Here is a 16,844-nt window from a genome sequence, read left to right on the forward strand (position 1 = left end):
GCGGCCCCGCGCCGCTCATCTAAATCGGCTCGACGTCATTCGGCTGTTTCAAGGATCGTACAACGCCATTTTTGCGGGTGGACTCGTCCACTTTTGCATTCAGCAACAGACTGGCTTCTAGAGCATGCCAATCAAGCCCTGTCCGCGGACGGTGAAGAGACACTTCCACTTTTTGACCAACCGTCGGTTGATTCCGACGCGTCGATTCCTGACGCATCGGAATCGTTTGACCTCAGCGGCTTTGATGTCGTATTGCCGTCCAGTCGAGCGGTGGCCCGGCTAGAAGAACTGCTGCTTCAAAAAGCGAATGAGCGTGGACTTCAATATCAACCACCACGTTTCTATTTGGTAGGTCGCTTGCCGAGCTTGCTGTATCGACGTCCTGCGGAATGGGCTTCCGATATGGAACAAACGCTGGCTTGGTCGCGGGTACTGTCCCAGGCTCCAGCGGATCGCTTGACGACCCTCGTTCCTACACCCCCAGACAACGATTCGACCGCCGGCTGGCTTGAATTGGCCGGGACCGTTCGCCGTTTGCTCTCTTCGCTTGCCGCTGAAAACCTTTCCTTCAGCGACGTGTATGATCTCGCGGAAGAAGCAACCGACCAACGTCGCTGGGAGTTTCTTGTCGATGTGCAAGCTCAATACGCTTCCGAGCTTGAAAAGGCGGATCGATGCGACCCCAATTTGTCGGCATTTTCGATGATCGCCGACCAACGCTGTCGAGCGTTGCGACCGATCGTCCTGGTCGGCACCACTGACCTAACGGAACTCGTCAAAGCGATGATCGGGCAAGTCGATGTTCCGGTGGCTTCACTGATTGCAGCCCCCGAAGAACACAGCGGCCGTTTCGATTCACTGGGATGTCTTATCGCGAACGCCTGGAAGGACCACGAACTTCCGATTCAAGACACGCAACTTATTGCCGCGGCCGCAGTGCAAGATCAGTCACACGCAGTCGCTGAATCACTAGCATCGTTTGGCAAAAATTACGCTATCGATGCGATCACGATCGGGGTCACCGACGAGTCCCAAGTCGCCCCCATTGAAATCGAGTGCCGCGGCCTGGATGTCCGGACGTATCGCCATTTGGGCTATTCCGTTTCACTCACTTCGGTAGGTCGTTTGTTGGATTTGATCCTGACCTATCGCCAACGCCGAACTTGGCGTTCGCTAGCGGCGCTTGTTCGGCATGCGGACGTTTACGCTTTTATTGACCGACATTTTGCTGCTGCAGCTCAAACAGACCCAGACTCGCCCAATACGAACGCTTCCACCAAAGGGGTTTCAACCAAAAGTTGGATCACCAGTTTGGATCAACTGCTATCCGAGGCGTTTCCCCGCAGCGTCGACGAATCCCTACCGCAACAGCGTCCCGGCATCTCGACACCAGATAACGTAAAAACGTGCGTCGAAGCTTGGTTAGCGCCGCTCAACCAGAAGCCACAACGGCTTAGCAAATGGAGTAGCGTGCTGGCCGACGTCATCGGCAATCTGAGGGCTTACACACCTGATCAAGCAGCGGTCCCGCCCGGTGACAACGCCGATCGTTCCGACCAAGCATTTCAAGCCACGATCAAACTTCTAGAACGACTACAAACGCTCAGCACCAGTCTAGACAGCCCTGTCGATTCCACCACGGCACTGGAAACTCTCGCGGGCCGGGTTGCTGAACTCACGCTTCCTGACACGCCCTCACCAGAGAAAATCGAGATTCTCGGTTGGCTTGATCTCGCTCTCGATGATGCGCCAGCGCTCGTCGTTTGCGGCCTGAACCATCCGTTCGTTCCGGAGGCTTCCTCTGGAGATCCATTCTTGCCTTCATCGCTTCAATCAACGATTAATCAACGAAACAATGATCGTCGATTCGCACGAGACGTGCATGCGATGCATCAAATGGTGACGTCCCGAGATGAAACTCGATTCATTGTCGGCACTCATTCTGCTGATGGATCCCCCACTCCACCTAGCCGCCTGCTTTCAGCAGCAACGGCGGATGATGCCGCTCGCCGAGTCTGCCGCCTGCTCACAGAACCTCGACCTCACCAATCTATCCAAAGCCAGCTACACGCATCTGCACCGGAAACATCGCGTGCTGACCAATTCTATCGTCCGCCGCCACCGGAGCCTGGCCGAACGATCAAAACGCTTAGCGTCACGGCTTTTTCGGCGTATCTAGCTTGTCCGTATCGATTCTACCTACGGCATGTTTTGCGTCTTCGCCCATTAGACGATTCAGCACTGGAGTTGGCCGCCAACCAATTTGGCGACTTGGTTCACGGTGCCTTGGAGCGATTCGGTGAAAGCAGCGACAAGGACGAACCCGACCCCGACAAGATCGCTGAAGCGTTAATCGAACATCTGCATGCCTACGCAGCGGACAATTATGGGGACAACACGCAAGCGACCGTTGCACTGCAAGTCCGGCAAGCTCAACGCCGACTGAAAGTGGTGGCCGAGCGACAGGCCGAACGCGTGGCCCAAGGTTGGAAAATCCACGCGGTCGAAGCCTCCGTTGATGAAACAGAGATCGATCCCGTAACCAAACAACCCAAGCAGCCGACGGGCATCACGCTCGACGGCGAGTTCACGGGTCTACGAGGAAGATTCGACCGCATCGACTACCACCCCGAAACCGGGCGATGGGCAATCCTTGATTACAAGACCCATGGTCACCATCCTGAAAAGAAGCACTTGAAATCCAATCCAGATGGAACGAAACGGTGGGTCGATTTGCAACTCCCGCTCTACCGGCGTTTCATTCCGGACTTAGGAATCCCCGCGGATCCGGAACAAGTCGAACTGGGCTACTTCAACGTCGCCGAGAAAGACACCGAGACCAAAATCAACTTGGCTTCGTTCACCGAACAGCAATTCGCTGCGGCGGACGAGTTGATCCATGAATGCGTTCGCAAAATCCGCAACTGTGAATTCGCACCGAACCCGCTTGGTGTTGAATTTGACGATTACGAAATGATGTTCAACGAGATCGGTGGCAGCTTCATTGCATCCGAAGACGACGAAACGGAGGCCGGATCATGAGCAAGTCATCTACACCGTCGAACTCATCCGGCGATCGTTTCGAAAACTCGCTACTCAGTGACGCATCATCAGACGACGCATCATCAGACAATGCACTTGATGAGCTGCTACTCGAACGAGAAATGCTCACTCCCGAACTACTACGTGGTGCATTCGAACCCACGCTAGTACGTGCGTCGGCGGGAACGGGCAAGACCTATCAACTAACCGCCCGTCTGCTAAAAATCTTGTTGACAGGCGCGCCGCCGGAAACCGTGCTGGCCACCACGTTTACCCGCAAAGCAGCCGGCGAAATCCTGACCCGCGTACTGACCACACTTGGTGATGCTGCGGACCCTGATAAGCCACAAGCTCTCGCTTCCCTGCAAGCCCAGGTCGGATTGCCTGGACTACCCCGACACGTTTGCGGGCAACTCTTTCATCGTCTACTCAAGAACATTCACCGGCTGCGAATTTGCACGCTCGATAGTCTGTTTTCACAACTCGCCCGTGCACTACCGTTTGAACTGGACCTGCCGCCGGGTTGGCGATTAACGGACGAAATCGAAGAAGTGTGGCTGCGTCAGCTTGCGATCGGCAACATGATCGATTCACTGCAGACCGCCGAAATCGAATCGCTGATTTCCATGCTCGGACGCGGTGACGTCAAAAGAAACATCGCCCGAGAACTTATCCAGGTTGTCGAGACGACTTACGGTCTATCGCGTCAAGCTTCCATCGAAGCATGGGACCAACTCGAGGTTCCCACGCGCCCCGAATCGGCTGACATCACGCGAACGGCCGGTTCGATGCGGATGGCTGAACCTAAACAGAAGTCGCTTCGAGAGTTGCTCGAAAAGATGGCCGATCATCTCGACGCCCGAGACTTCTCGCCTCTGGTCGAACAAACCCTGCTCAAAAACATCTACAAAGCACGCCTAACCAACGAAGAAATCAAGTTCGGCCGCAGCAAGTTCCCGCCGGAACTGAACAGAGACTTCGAGATTCTCTACGAATCCGTGAAGTGTGAATCACTGTCGCTATTACGTAGCCAGAACTTGGCCACTGGCAGCGTGGCCGATCATTACAACCAAGCGATCACGTTGGTTAAGCAATCGCAACGTTCGTTTGCGTTCGATGATATCGCGGTTCGATTGGCAAGCGTATTCACTACGCTTAGTGCAGAGACAATCCAAAGCAAACTCGATTCCAAGATTGACCATTTGTTGTTGGACGAGTTCCAAGACACGGCTCCGGTGCAGTGGCAGGTACTGAAGGTCATCGCCGATTCCGTCGTGCCAAAAGGCAACGATACGGAAGCCGCGAATAACCTGATCGATCCTCGTCGCAGCCAATCGTTCTTCTGCGTGGGCGATACCAAACAAGCCATTTACGGATGGCGAGGCGGTGTAGCAGAGATTTTCGATGCCGTCGACGAACAGATCCCGGGCGTTCGTAGTGTCGCGCAAGACGAAAGCTACCGCAGTAGCCGTGTGGTCCTTGATGCAGTGACCCAAGCGTTTCAAAACCTGACTCGACATCCGCTGGCGGAAACCCCTTCGCCGGAAGATCCGTCGGATAAAGCGGTCTACGAAGCCGAAGCACTCCAAGACTTCGCAAAATCATTTCCGCCGCAAACCGCAGCAAAAGACCTGCCGGGCTTCGTACAGTTCATGACTGGCCCGAAAGTCCCGCCCAAACCAGACCCACAAAACCCGGACGGCAAACCGATCAAACCGACCGCCTCGGACATCCAAGCGGCGCTCGTCAATGAAGTCGCTTCCCGCATTGAATCACTGCATCGATCGGCCCCTGGTTTATCGATCGGCGTTTTGACGCGAACGAACGCGACCGTCGCCACCCTCATCGACCAACTCGAAGCACGCGGCGTTGATGTCAGTGCCGAGGGTGGTAACCCGTTGGTCGATTCGGTCGCCGTCCGTTGGATTTTGTCCGCGTTGATGATGGTCGAGCACCCCGGTGACGGGCGTTGGCGGCACCATATCGCCTTTTCGCCATTGCCCGAATGCCTGCCTCTCGCCGATGATGACAAGCTTGCTGCCGCAAACCAGCTCCGTCGTTTGATCGAAGACCAAGGTCTCCCCGAAGCGATCCAATTCCTGGCGTCCACTCTTGAACCAGCTTGCGATGATCGGGAACGCGTCCGTCTTCAACAATTGGTCGAGCTCGCAACTCTGTTCCACCACACCGCTCGATCTCGTTTACGAGACTTTGTGGAATTGGTCCGTATCAAACGGGTGCAGCGTCCCAAAGCAGCGGCAGTTCGTGTCATGACGGTTCACCAATCCAAGGGACTGGAGTTTGACGCGGTCTTCCTGCCGGAGATTCACAAAGAGCTGATCGGGCAATCACCCCAGTGTGTGGCCGACTTGCCGGATCTCGGAAAACCACCGGCCGGTCTCAGCCGCAGCGTGGGCGAAAAACAATGGCACTACCTGCCGCTACGTTGGCAACGGACGCTCGGCGGCAACGTCACCGCTCGGATGACTGAAGCGATGTGCCTGTTATATGTCGCCATGACTCGAGCACGTCAGGGTTTGTATCTGTTTACACCACCAAGCACCAAATCCGATTTTACCAACAAGAATTCAGCTTCATTGCTATATCACGCTTGGCGAGACGTCGATTCGGATGAGGCACCTGATCCGTCAGCCGGCAACACGGTGCTATTTGAATCCGGTGACCCCGAATGGTGGCAGGACACGGACGAATCAGAACCAACTGAGTCATCGACCGCCCCCGTCGAGCCAATTTCAATCAAATTCCAGCCGATCGGTGCCCTGCCGAGGCGAAATGCAATAGCGAGACCGGACCGGTGAGCAAAGTCGAATCCAGGATTGGAAATATCCACGCGGGGTTGCTCGAATCCGAAAACACCGCTGAAAACTAGTGAATCACCACCGATACGCGCTCGCTAGCCGGGCTGCTAAAGTCATAAGTCGAGCGGCGGAACGCGCCATCCTCTTCCTGCGGGAAAGGATCCACTGCCGCTCACCTGAAAAGTTTCTTTTGTCTCGCTCCCTCACAATCCAATAGCAAGATGGCCTACACACTTCCTGAACTTCCGTACGCGTACGACGCCCTCGAGCCCAACATTGATGCGCGGACCATGGAAATCCACCATTCCAAGCACCACAACGCCTACGTCACCAAGGTCAACGACGCCCTGGCCGGTTCCGATCTCGCTTCGAAGCCAATCGAAGAAGTCATCGCTGACCTATCGGCTGTGCCAGATGACAAGCGTGGTGCCGTCCGCAACAACGGTGGCGGCCACGCCAACCACTCCTTGTTCTGGACCGTGATGGGTCCTGGCAAAGGTGGCGCACCTTCAGGCGATTTGGCAGCCGCGATCGATTCGGCTTGCGGTTCCTTCGACGCTTTCAAAGAGCAGTTCGCTGCCGCTGCCGCGACCCGCTTTGGTAGCGGTTGGGCATGGCTTTACGTTGAGGGTGGCTCGCTGAAAGTTGGTAGCACCGCTAACCAAGACAGCCCGTTGATGGGTGCTGAAATCGCTGGAATCGGCGGCACACCTATCCTCGGACTCGACGTTTGGGAACACGCGTATTACCTGCACTACCAAAACCGCCGTCCCGACTACATTGGTGCGTTCTGGAACGTGGTCGACTGGGACGCCGTTGCCAAGCGATTCGAAGCTGCTAAGTAATTTCGCAGCCTTTAAAAATTAACTCCAAACCTCGAATGGGATTCCCGTTCGAGGTTTTTTGTTGTCCGCGAAGAGTATCCACTTCATTAGCAGGTGACGGGACAAAAACGGGCAACCAGCGTCCTACCGAATACCAACCGATGAGCCAGCACAGATTCCCACATCCGCTGCTAAAGTTCCAGTTGTTCGGCTAAGCCGGATCAGCGACATGCTGTAACGGCTTTGATCAATCGCATATTGCGTTTCGGCTTGGACTACGTTTTCAGCAGCGTCAATTAGAAACTCGAGTTGCAGCTTTCCTGCCTCATACAACGCTTCGGACGACTCCAGACGCTGCCGCGAAGCCTCGGTTTGAGCCCATGAGCTTTGCAGCGTCAAATAGGCGGACTGAATTTCCGCTACCGCCTCTTCGACTTCAAACGCGACGGCTCGCTCTTGTTCTAGCAAGATGGTTCGCTCTCGCTGGATCTCCAAATTGGCATGTCGTACAGCGGCTTTTGCTTGTCGACGAAGTGGCGATACGCCCATCTCGACGCCGAATTCCCATTCTTGGTGATCAAGCGAATAGAAGTCTTTCGCGGCACTATCGAATCGCCCTGCTCCACCGCCACCCAAATCGTCACCGAAACCGCGGACTCGCGTTCGGCCGATCAGGTCGAGTTGCGGCAACAAGAAATTCTTGGCCGCAATTAGCCTTAGGTTCTTCTGCTGCAACTCCAAACGCTGGCGACAAAGTTCCGTTCGACTCGCGACCGCCTTGGCTACCGAATCCGACAAATCAAACTCGAATCGTGCTTTTGCGGGCGAATCAATCGGACGCAACAATTCGCGTGAAGTGGGCTGTAAACCGATCAGGCGTCTCAAAGTACGTTCAGCACTGTAAAGTCCCGCAGCACCGCTACCGCCTCCCAGCGTGGCTTGCACCTGCCGCTGATATCGGTAGTAAGTTGCTCGGGCCTGTGCCTCTTTATAGGCCTCGCCACCAACCAAGCCTGATAACTTCTTGGACTCGACCGTCTTCCAAATCTCGTAGGCAACGTCACGAGCTTGGGTCACGCTAGCGTAGGTTTGATAGTGTCGGTGCAGATCCCAATAAGCCGTATAGAGATCGAGCAAATAGTCTCGCAGCGCGATGTCGAAGTCCGCTTGGGAGATTTGAGTATTGATTCGTGCAATCCAGATCCCGTTGGAAAAATTCAATCCGGGCCGAGCGTTTGGACCAGCGATCAAGTTGAACTGGCGGCCAGCACCCTGTAAGAGCGGTTGCCGAACGCCTAGCTCTAACTGGGTCTCCCAAAAGCTACGAAAGCTGTTTCCAGACCGATTGTTTGAGTCGTAAGATTGAATCGATCGAACGTCAAATTGCGTGCCGTAGGTGTTCCGTTTTTGCCAACTGGCACTCAGTTCGGCGTAATCCTGCACCAGTTCCTGCACGTCGCCGCCGAGGGTCGCGTTGTTGAACACGCGATCGTTGTTTTGGCTGGTCAGACTTGCTGCGATCTGGCTATCGAACTCCGCAAGCGCGGCCTGAGGACCAAAGAACGGGTCGGACGCACGGATCGACGGATCTAAACGCGTCATCACTGATGCCGGAGCTTCTAGGATCCGAACGCCTAGCGTACGAATCACTTCGCTGTTTTGTATCGCAAGCACCAACAACTCTTGTTCGGTCAGATCATAAAACTGGCCAGGCAAGGTCCCGGCATGCCTAACCTGGTCGAGCGAATTGTGTGTTGAATTGAGTGGCGGCGGCGAACTGGATTCCTTGGCTGAAACCATTCGCAACAACCGCTGCGTATCATCCAATTGCGTCTTCTTGAAATCCGCTTCCAAACATCCATGCGCCCCGACTGTTGTCGCCTCGCCCGATGCAGTCGCAGTCAAACCAAAATCGCTGCTTGCATCGCCAGACGTTGAATCGTCAAAAGCTGAAACGAACGGACGTCCGTCCCCAAGCGTAGGTTTCCCTAGCGAGGCCCGCGTTGACGATGTAGCTGGCGTACCTAAAGCGGCCCCCGTTCCTATAGTGGGGCGAGCGATGTCAGCATTCGGCCCCTGCCCCGACCGACATCCATACATGCCTAAGGTCACCAATAAGATGACGCAAAGAATAGGACTTCGCCTTGGAAATGGAGTAACGGGTACCGACACGCCAATCTTGGGGTTGCGATGCGACGGAATGAGACACTTCCTCTATCGTCGTTCCATCAAGCCCCTCGCCAGCCCCGAGACCGATGCACATGTAACCGTCAAGATCATCCTGCCGTTTCCTTACAATCATTACAAGCGAAACTGCAATTCGGCTCATTTGGGCCAGCCCGCGTGGTCCCAATCGATTCCACAGCAAGCTGATCACCGTCGCCGGATTGCGACAAAACGTCTAAACTGGCCAAATCGACTTGTTGGTTGAGTTTGACCGGCCCTATTCCATTGGGTTCCTTAATACGGGTCCATACCGACTGCTTCGCCGAAGTCGGTTCTCTGGTTTGTTTGCCACAAGAAAGTTTGCCTTTGTCCACGCCAAGTTCCACCGCGACGCTTACGTTTCTTTCGTTCGTTCGGTCGACACTACGCCATCGCAAAGGCGTCACGATCGCGATCGCCGCGGGGGTTGCGACGGCCACCGCTGTCATCGTCGGCGCCTTGTTAGTCGGCGATTCGATGCGTGGCAGCTTACGAGCGTTGACGGTCGAACGCCTTGGCAAGATCGAGGCTGTACTGGCGCCCGGCCAGTTCTTCCCGATCGCGAGCGTGCAAAGAACTGGCGATTCAGCGGAAGCAAAGTCGACCAACGTGATCTTGTTCCCGGGCGGCAGCGTCGAGCACAAAACCGATCAACAACAAACTCGGCGAATTGGCGGAGTCCAGATTTTGGGTATCGATCCTTCGTTTTGGAGTTTCGATGTTGCTGGCATTGCACCGAATACCAAGCTGGATCCCGACTCCGTTTTCATGAATCAATCGGCTGCCGATGAACTGGGGCTGACAGTGGGCGATACTGTCACGCTTCGCCTTCCCGTGGAAGCGGCGGTTCCGGCGGATAGTCCGTTGGGTAAACGCGAGATTCAAAGCGAGGGGCTGCCACGCATGCAAGTAACGGCGATTATCCCCGACCAGGGGCTCGGTCGCTTCTCACTGACACCTAGCCAAGCGACTCCTAAAACCGTATTCGTTTCCCGTGAACTGGTGGCTGACGTCCTTGATCGTGAAGGTCAAGCGAACGCAATGCTATTTGACCAAGCGATCGCCGCCGACTCAATCAAGCTTTCCCTTCAATCACTGGGCTGGAATTTAAAACGCGTTCAGTCGGGGGACGTACTTGACTACATCTCGCTGACGAGTGATGCGTTATTGTTGCCCAACGTCGCTGTCGAAAAAATCAAATCGATGATTCCGAGCGACGAAGTAACACCAGTGATGACCTATCTTGCCAACGCGATCGAGAATCTCGACAGCTCAGTCAGTGATTCGTACAGCGTTCCCTACAGCACAATTTCGGCCTTGGATTCCGGTGCAACTCTTGAACTGGACTTCCAGCTTCCTTCGGAACTGCTGCAAGAACCAGCGTCGAACACGATTCCAATCGTGATCAATGACTGGACTGCAAAACGGCTGAACGCTGACATCGGTTCCAAAGTACGGGTGTTCTACTATGAACCGGAAGTCGAAAACGGCCGTGAAGTCGAACGTTCTTTTGACGCGGTCGTCTCGCACGTGGTCCCGATCACTCGTCCCACCAAACCGTATCGCCGCAACCGCGACGCGGTTTATGACGCTCCGCTTACACCCTACAACGACCCCGCCCTGACACCGGATGTTCCTGGCGTAACCGACCAGGATTCAATCAGTGATTGGGACCTGCCGTTTCAGCTAGAACGCAAAATCGCTCGTGAAGACGACATCTATTGGAACGAACATCGCTTGACCCCCAAAGCCTTTGTGCCCCTATCGGTTGGGACCCAATATTTCGGAAGTCGATTCGGTCACACGACGGGATTGCGTATCGATGCCCGGCGCGATCTAGACGAACTGGAACAAAAGATTCTGGCTGCCATCGAGCCTGTTCGCGAGGAGCTTGGCTGGACTCCGCTGCACATTCGAGCACAACAACTTGCCGCATCTAAAGGGACAACACCTTTTGATGGTTTGTTCTTAGCGTTATCCATGTTTGTAATTCTGGCCGCGGTCATGTTGATTGCACTTCTGTTGCGTCTGGGAATGCTGCAACGAATCGGTGAGTTTGGCACGTTGTTGGCCGTTGGCTTTTCCCCTCGGCGGGTCATGTCGTTGGTAACCGTTGAAACCGCGTGGATCACCTTGTTTGGCGTCTTACTGGGTGTCGCCGGTGGATTCGCTTATGCCGCATTAGTGCTGTGGGCATTGAAGTCGTGGTGGGTCGGCGCAGTCACTGTGCCGTTCTTGGAATTTCACGCTTCTGCGTTCTCGATTATTTTGGGCGGTGTCATCAGCTGGCTCGTTTGCATGGTAACGGCTGTCGTCACTCTGCGGTTTCTGTTGCAACTCGACCCCGCTGCGTTATTGGGTGGACGACGTGAAGTGAAATCGGAAGCCGGATCCTCTCCTGTTCGCCTCAACCGTACCTACGTGATCATTGGCGTATTGGTGGCAATCGCGATAGCAGCGGCCGCCATGGGTGCGAAAGGAGCTGGACAACAGGCGGCCGGTGGCTTCGTCGGTGCAGGAATGATGTTGCTGATGGCGACACTCGTGACGGTTCATTTGCAACTCAAGGTGAAGCGTCCGGTGGGTTCCAGTTTGTATTCACTTGCCAGTGCGAATGCTCGACGCAGTCCTCTTCGAAGCACGCTAACAATTGGGCTTGTCGCCACAGCGGCTTTCCTGATCCTATCGATCACCGCCTTTCGCATGTCGCCTACCGACGAAGGAACCGGTGGCTTTGACTTGATTGCCGAAACGGGAAGCCCGATCGCCAAAGATTTTTCCGACGTTGACGTCCAACGCAACCTGCTCGGACGCGACGTTGACCTACTGGAAGACTCGACAGTGGTTGCTTGCCGGATGAAGTCGGGTGACGATGCCAGCTGCAACAATCTGTACCAAGCTGCACGTCCGACCGTACTTGGGGTCCCGCCCAACGTTGACCAAGCAATGCAAGCGTTCGCATGGGCTTCGTCGGCCAGTGACACCCCTGCGGAAACCTGGACTCTATTAGAACGCAAGGCAACGGGTCAGCCCGACGATCCCATTCCAGTTGTGATCGACCAAAACACAGCAATGTGGAGCTTGCAGATGACGGGCGGAATTGGGCAAGTAAAGTCCTTTGATTATGGTTCGGGTAAATCAGTAGCGTTCGAGGTTGTCGGCCTGTTGGCCGGTTCGATCTTGCAAGGCAAGTTGTTGATTGGCCAGAAAAACTTTGAGACGACTTTTGAAAACGAAAGCGGCTATCGATACTTTTTGATTCGTACCAACTCGGAAGTTTCTACTGACGAAGTATCCAGTGCTTTGGAATCTCGCTTAGTGGACGTCGGCATGGACGTGCAATCGGCCGACCGTGTTCTAGCCGGTTTACTTGCTGTCCAAAACACCTACTTGCGTACCTTCCAAAGTCTAGGAGCGTTGGGTTTGCTGCTGGGAACAATCGGACTTGCTGTTGCTCAATTACGCAGCGTTCTGGAACGACGAAATGAGTTGGCCGTGATGCAGGCGATCGGGTTCACTCGCCAAAGAATTTCCAATCTGGTACTTGGCGAAAACCTCTATCTCCTATTGATGGGGATGGGATGTGGAGTGACGACCGCGATTCTGGCGGTGCTGCCCTATGCCTACTTTACGGGTGCGTCGGTTCCAATTGCCGAACCACTTTGGATACTCGGTGGCATCCTGGTCTTTGGAATGTTGGCCGGACTACTTGCTGTGTGGCGTGCACTGACACTGCCGCTACTAGACTCACTACGAGCGGAACATGCTGCGATTGAAATTTGATTCCGGCCCAGCCCCACTCGAACTTGCACGCGACGAAGCAATGCTGCAGTGGGCGGATTCGGTCGTCGACCAAGACCACAACCCGCCGTCGACGCAACTCTTCCGAACCTGGAAGTTCACTCACCCAACTGTTGTGCTGGGCCGAAGCTCCAAACGGAATGAAGAGGTAGATACGGCTTACTGTGATTCGCATTCGATCGAAGTATTACGACGCTGCACCGGAGGAGCCTCGGTTGTCGGCGGCCCAGGATGCTTGATGTACAGCGTGGTGATTGCGGTTCCCAGCGATGGTGGTCTTCGCAAAATTGATGTAGCCCATGACTTTGTGATGGAGCGAGTACTAGCCGCCGTTCAAACTCAAATCCCGGAGGCCGAGCGTCTTGGGATTTGCGACCTGACGCTCGACGAACGAAAGTTTTCGGGCAATAGCCTAAGGGTTGCCCGACACCATCTGCTCTATCACGGAACAATCTTATTGTCGGCAGACTTGGAATTGCTTACCCGTTGTTTGGACTTTGCACCTCGGCAACCCGATTATCGAAAGGGACGATCACACGGAGATTTCGTTACCAACATCGACGCTCGAGAGCATCTACTTGTTGAGTCGTTGGCGGAACAATTCGGTGCCAAAAACGATGCGTCCTTGTCGAGCGAGCTCGTTAAAACGGTCGAGAATCTCGCGGAGGAACTGATGGAAACTCGTTATGGCGATCCAGAATGGCATGCGAGACGGTAATGCCTGGAAATTGAGTTCTGGCTCCTCGCCTTTTCCCCATTGCCCGAACCGTTAAAAACGATATTCTTGACGCTATCACGAAAGTGATCGCTTCTCCAACAATATTGTTCAGAAAGGATTCTCTCTATGAAGACGCGCATCCCCCTTAGCCAAGCCGAAGAAGAAGCCCGTCTACGCCGCGAACGCCTCGATTTGAGTATCGCAGAGATGGGACTTTCGGTGCGAACCACCAACTGTCTCGAAGAAACGGGAATTTTGACAGTTCGAGATTTGCTCAACGCCACCCCTCGTCGTTTGCTAAAAATCAGCAACTTTGGCGAGAAAACGCTCGATGAAGTCTACGACGCGCTCGAGCAACTCGGCTTCTTCCGTCCCGGTCGTCAAGTTGTGGCAGCAAAAGCCCACTGATAGAGGCCGTAAATCTACGTGAGTCGGTCTCGATCATCTTGGCAGTGGCGTCCTTGGAGTAAAAAACTTGGACTTCGCCTTCGAACGGGACCGCTCCGCGGTGTTCTGGGTGAACTCGCGTTCTACCTTGGACTCATCTTCGTTGGCGTGTTCGTATTCACGCTGGTACTAGTCACTCAGGTGATGGTTCCCCGAATCGGAATCGACTTACCACCCGAAGCCCGTGTCGTGCTGGATTCTGACTTGGCCCACGGCGGCGGCCATTGGGGGCGTTGGGTTGTTGCCATGGTCTCGGTTGCGACGATCGGCTCAGGCATGTTCGGCCTTGGGTACCGCTTGCTGCACTTGGGATTTAGCCAAGAACGGATCTCTGCCCGTACCAAAAAGCTAGAAAGCTGGAAAAAACCTGCTCATTCCGATGATTCGGGCGAGTCGGATTCAACTGGCGATACCGAGACCGGCGAATCACTCAAGCCGATTTCCGACGAGTATCCGCAACTACCCGCCGTTCCACGATTAGGGACGCTCGACGAAAGCCCCGGTGAACGCCTTCGCTATCGTCTCGCTTCGGTATCCACCGGTCGGCTGACCATCATTGGTGCCGCTGCGTTGGCATTGATCTGGAACTCCGTCTGTGTGGTGCTACTAGCCGTTGCGATATCCGGATGGTGGTATGATCGCCCCAGACCCATCTTGGCCATGCTACTGATCCCTTTCGCCGGCGTTGCTTACTGGTCTCTAAAGTCGTTTTTACGCCAGGTCCGCCAAATTGCCGGGGTCGGCCCGACGGTCTTGGAAATAAGCGATCATCCATTGCAACCGGGTGGCGCATACGCGTTGTTTATCTCGCAAATGGGCCGCATGCGACTCCGACGGCTTAAAATTGAACTAGTCTGTGAGGAGGAGTCTTTCTTTCGCCAAGGGACTGACGTTCGTTCGGATCATCACGTCGCGCTTTCAGAAGAATTGCTATCTGAAGGTCCGGTTCGTGTTGACCCACAGACCCCCTGGGAGCAACAATTGGAGTTCGAGCTTCCCGCTAACGTCATGCATTCCTTTTGCGCGACAAATAATTCTGTTCGTTGGAGGCTAATCGTTTCAGGAGAAGCCCGCCCTTGGCCATCGTTCTGCCGAAGTTTCCCGCTCATCGTGCATCCGCCGCTCATGGTTCCGCCAAACAGCCCGCGGTGAATGTGTCGTTGTGTCGTGACGACGGCAGCTATTGTGCTGGTGGATTTCTGAAAGCGAGCTGGCGCGTCAGCCGAGTGGCATTAGACGAACTTACCGGTGTGGAAGTATCTGTCTTGTGGCATACCGAGGGTAAAGGCGACGAAGACCTGGGTGTCCATTTTTTCCAGCGATACGATGCATCCGAAGTTCGCAAGATGGTGATTGGCGAGAGCCAGCCTATCCAGTGCCGGTTACCTGCGTCGCCGTTGAGCTACCGAGGCACTTTGCTGAAAATCCAGTGGGGCGTTCGTGTCCGAGTCTTTGTGGCCGATGGTCCAGAAGCAGTCGCGGAACATCCGTTCTATGTCGTCGCCCGCAAATCCGAACCAACGCCGACAAACCAGCAAGTTGACTTGCTCCCGGAACGGATCGATACACCTGCCGATCGATCGATCGGCTTCCGATTGCCCAAGTCGCTAAGGCGATTACCAGGAGCTAGCAGGGTCGCTAACCGACTCCGCCGAAAGACTTAGGCAAACACTTTATTCCGTCGGTAGGAAATAGACCGGTTCACTTACGGTATCTATCGCGGGGTGCTAGCAAACGTTTGCATTGTGAGATGCATCCGTGTCGATGTGGATAACCGGAGGGTGCATAACCCTTCCATCCCTGATGCGACGGCTCTTTTCTCAAGTGGACATTCGGTGTTATCCGATTGACACTTTTGAGGGAAAACCCGCATCCCTCATCTCCGCCTCGTCGCCAGCAGCCTGTGTGTTCCAGGTCGTCTGGGGAGTTTTCGTGAATATCCAATCAGATTCGCATGTCCAACACCGACACTACGCCGTTCGACATCGCCAAACAGGCACTGGCACACGTAGGCCGTTTTCAAACGCCTCCGACTCCCAATGTGTATGAAGTTTGGTACCGATACGTAGAAGGCGTTGACGACATCATCGCGAACCTATCGCACGCGGTCGATCACGTGAACGCTGTTTCAGTGGAAATGCTCGACCAACTTCACGACCAGTACTGCACCCCGATTGAAAAGACGGGCGAGCGGATGGCGGACGAACTGATCGCCGAGATGAGTTCGCTCAGTAATGTCGTCCAAAAACAGATCCAGGTAGGTGCGGACTTTGGCAACTCCATCAACCAAGCATGTGGAGCGTTGTCCGAAGACAACCCTTCTCGTCAAACCGTTACGGATTGCACGAAAGCGTTGCTAGTCAGCAACACTGCAATGCAAAACCATATTTTGGAATTGCAGAACCAACTCATAGCCTCGCAGCGAAAGGTAGAAAACCTGCAACATGAGTTGATCGAGTCTCAACGCGCGACAATGACCGATCCGTTAACGGGTCTTGGCAATCGAAGACATTTCGAGATTGGAACACGCAAATCGCTCGCCGCCTCAAATCGTGATGACCGGCATATTTTCCTATTCATCATCGACATTGACCACTTTAAAAGTATCAACGACACGTTTGGCCATGAAAGTGGTGACAAGGTCATCATGTATGTTGCTTCACAACTCGCCCGACATTGCCCCGAAGCTTTGATCTCCAGGATCGGCGGTGATGAGTTCGCCATCATCGTCGATGTTGAAGACTACTTGCAAGCCAATGAGCTAGCCAACACCCTACGAAAGTTCTTTGCCTCCACCCCACTAAAACTTAGTGAGAGCGGCAAGGATCTTGGACACGTCAAACTATCCATCGGAGCGGCTCGGCTAAGAAGCGACGACGATGAACAATCTTGGTTCGTTCGCGCCGACAAACTGCTCTATCAAGCCAAAGACGGCGGACGAAACAGTGCGGTTGTAGAACACTTTCGCTAATCGCTTTTCAGTCGTCT

General features: G+C 54.5%; 10 protein-coding genes. 9 read left to right on the plus strand and 1 reads right to left on the minus strand.

All coding sequences use genetic code 11. The annotated features are described in order from the left end of the window. Window positions 1-93 precede the first annotated feature (93 nt). The 3 genes from ACR3ZL_RS26160 to ACR3ZL_RS26170 all read left to right on the plus strand — a co-directional run bounded on the left by ACR3ZL_RS26160 (window position 94) and on the right by ACR3ZL_RS26170 (window position 6,706). Window positions 94-3,042, plus strand: a complete 2,949-nt coding sequence (locus ACR3ZL_RS26160; RefSeq protein ID WP_473650154.1) for a PD-(D/E)XK nuclease family protein — start codon at window positions 94-96, stop codon at window positions 3,040-3,042. Next, the gene (locus ACR3ZL_RS26165) at window positions 3,039-5,861 is read left to right on the plus strand and encodes a UvrD-helicase domain-containing protein (RefSeq protein ID WP_473650153.1); all 2,823 of its coding nucleotides are present in this window, start codon (window positions 3,039-3,041) and stop codon (window positions 5,859-5,861) included. Before ACR3ZL_RS26160 ends, ACR3ZL_RS26165 begins: the two co-directional genes overlap by 4 nt. 221 nt (window positions 5,862-6,082) lie before the next feature. After that, window positions 6,083-6,706: a superoxide dismutase gene (locus ACR3ZL_RS26170; protein WP_473650152.1), complete on the plus strand. Its 624-nt coding sequence runs from the start codon at window positions 6,083-6,085 to the stop codon at window positions 6,704-6,706. Window positions 6,707-6,829: 123 nt separating this feature from the next. Here ACR3ZL_RS26170 and ACR3ZL_RS26175 read toward each other — a convergent pair whose 3' ends face one another. Further along, a complete protein-coding gene (locus ACR3ZL_RS26175; protein ID WP_486173083.1) occupies window positions 6,830-8,590 on the minus strand; it encodes a TolC family protein in 1,761 nt (586 codons plus the stop codon). A gap of 627 nt (window positions 8,591-9,217) precedes the next feature. Between ACR3ZL_RS26175 and ACR3ZL_RS26180 the strand changes: the two genes are divergently transcribed. The 6 genes from ACR3ZL_RS26180 (at window position 9,218) to ACR3ZL_RS26205 (ending at window position 16,827) form a co-directional block, all read left to right on the plus strand. Next, entirely contained in the window at window positions 9,218-12,673 is a 3,456-nt protein-coding gene (locus ACR3ZL_RS26180) for an ABC transporter permease (protein WP_486173084.1), read from the plus strand. Continuing rightward, window positions 12,654-13,409, plus strand: coding sequence for a lipoate--protein ligase family protein (locus ACR3ZL_RS26185; protein WP_473650148.1), 756 nt, complete (start codon window positions 12,654-12,656; stop codon window positions 13,407-13,409). The genes ACR3ZL_RS26180 and ACR3ZL_RS26185 overlap by 20 nt, the downstream gene beginning before the upstream one ends. Before the next feature lie 126 nt (window positions 13,410-13,535). After that, complete coding sequence (locus ACR3ZL_RS26190; RefSeq protein ID WP_283432147.1) at window positions 13,536-13,817, plus strand: DNA-directed RNA polymerase subunit alpha C-terminal domain-containing protein; 282 nt, start codon at window positions 13,536-13,538, stop codon at window positions 13,815-13,817. A gap of 18 nt (window positions 13,818-13,835) precedes the next feature. Further along, window positions 13,836-15,008: a hypothetical protein gene (locus ACR3ZL_RS26195; RefSeq protein ID WP_473650147.1), complete on the plus strand. Its 1,173-nt coding sequence runs from the start codon at window positions 13,836-13,838 to the stop codon at window positions 15,006-15,008. Next, window positions 15,005-15,520 (plus strand): hypothetical protein, encoded by a 516-nt coding sequence (locus ACR3ZL_RS26200; protein WP_473650146.1) that lies wholly within the window; start codon window positions 15,005-15,007, stop codon window positions 15,518-15,520. The genes ACR3ZL_RS26195 and ACR3ZL_RS26200 overlap by 4 nt, the downstream gene beginning before the upstream one ends. Before the next feature lie 290 nt (window positions 15,521-15,810). Continuing rightward, window positions 15,811-16,827, plus strand: coding sequence for a GGDEF domain-containing protein (locus ACR3ZL_RS26205; RefSeq protein WP_473650145.1), 1,017 nt, complete (start codon window positions 15,811-15,813; stop codon window positions 16,825-16,827). Window positions 16,828-16,844: the final 17 nt, after the last annotated feature.

This window comes from Rhodopirellula sp. J20-39 (genome assembly GCF_057365095.1).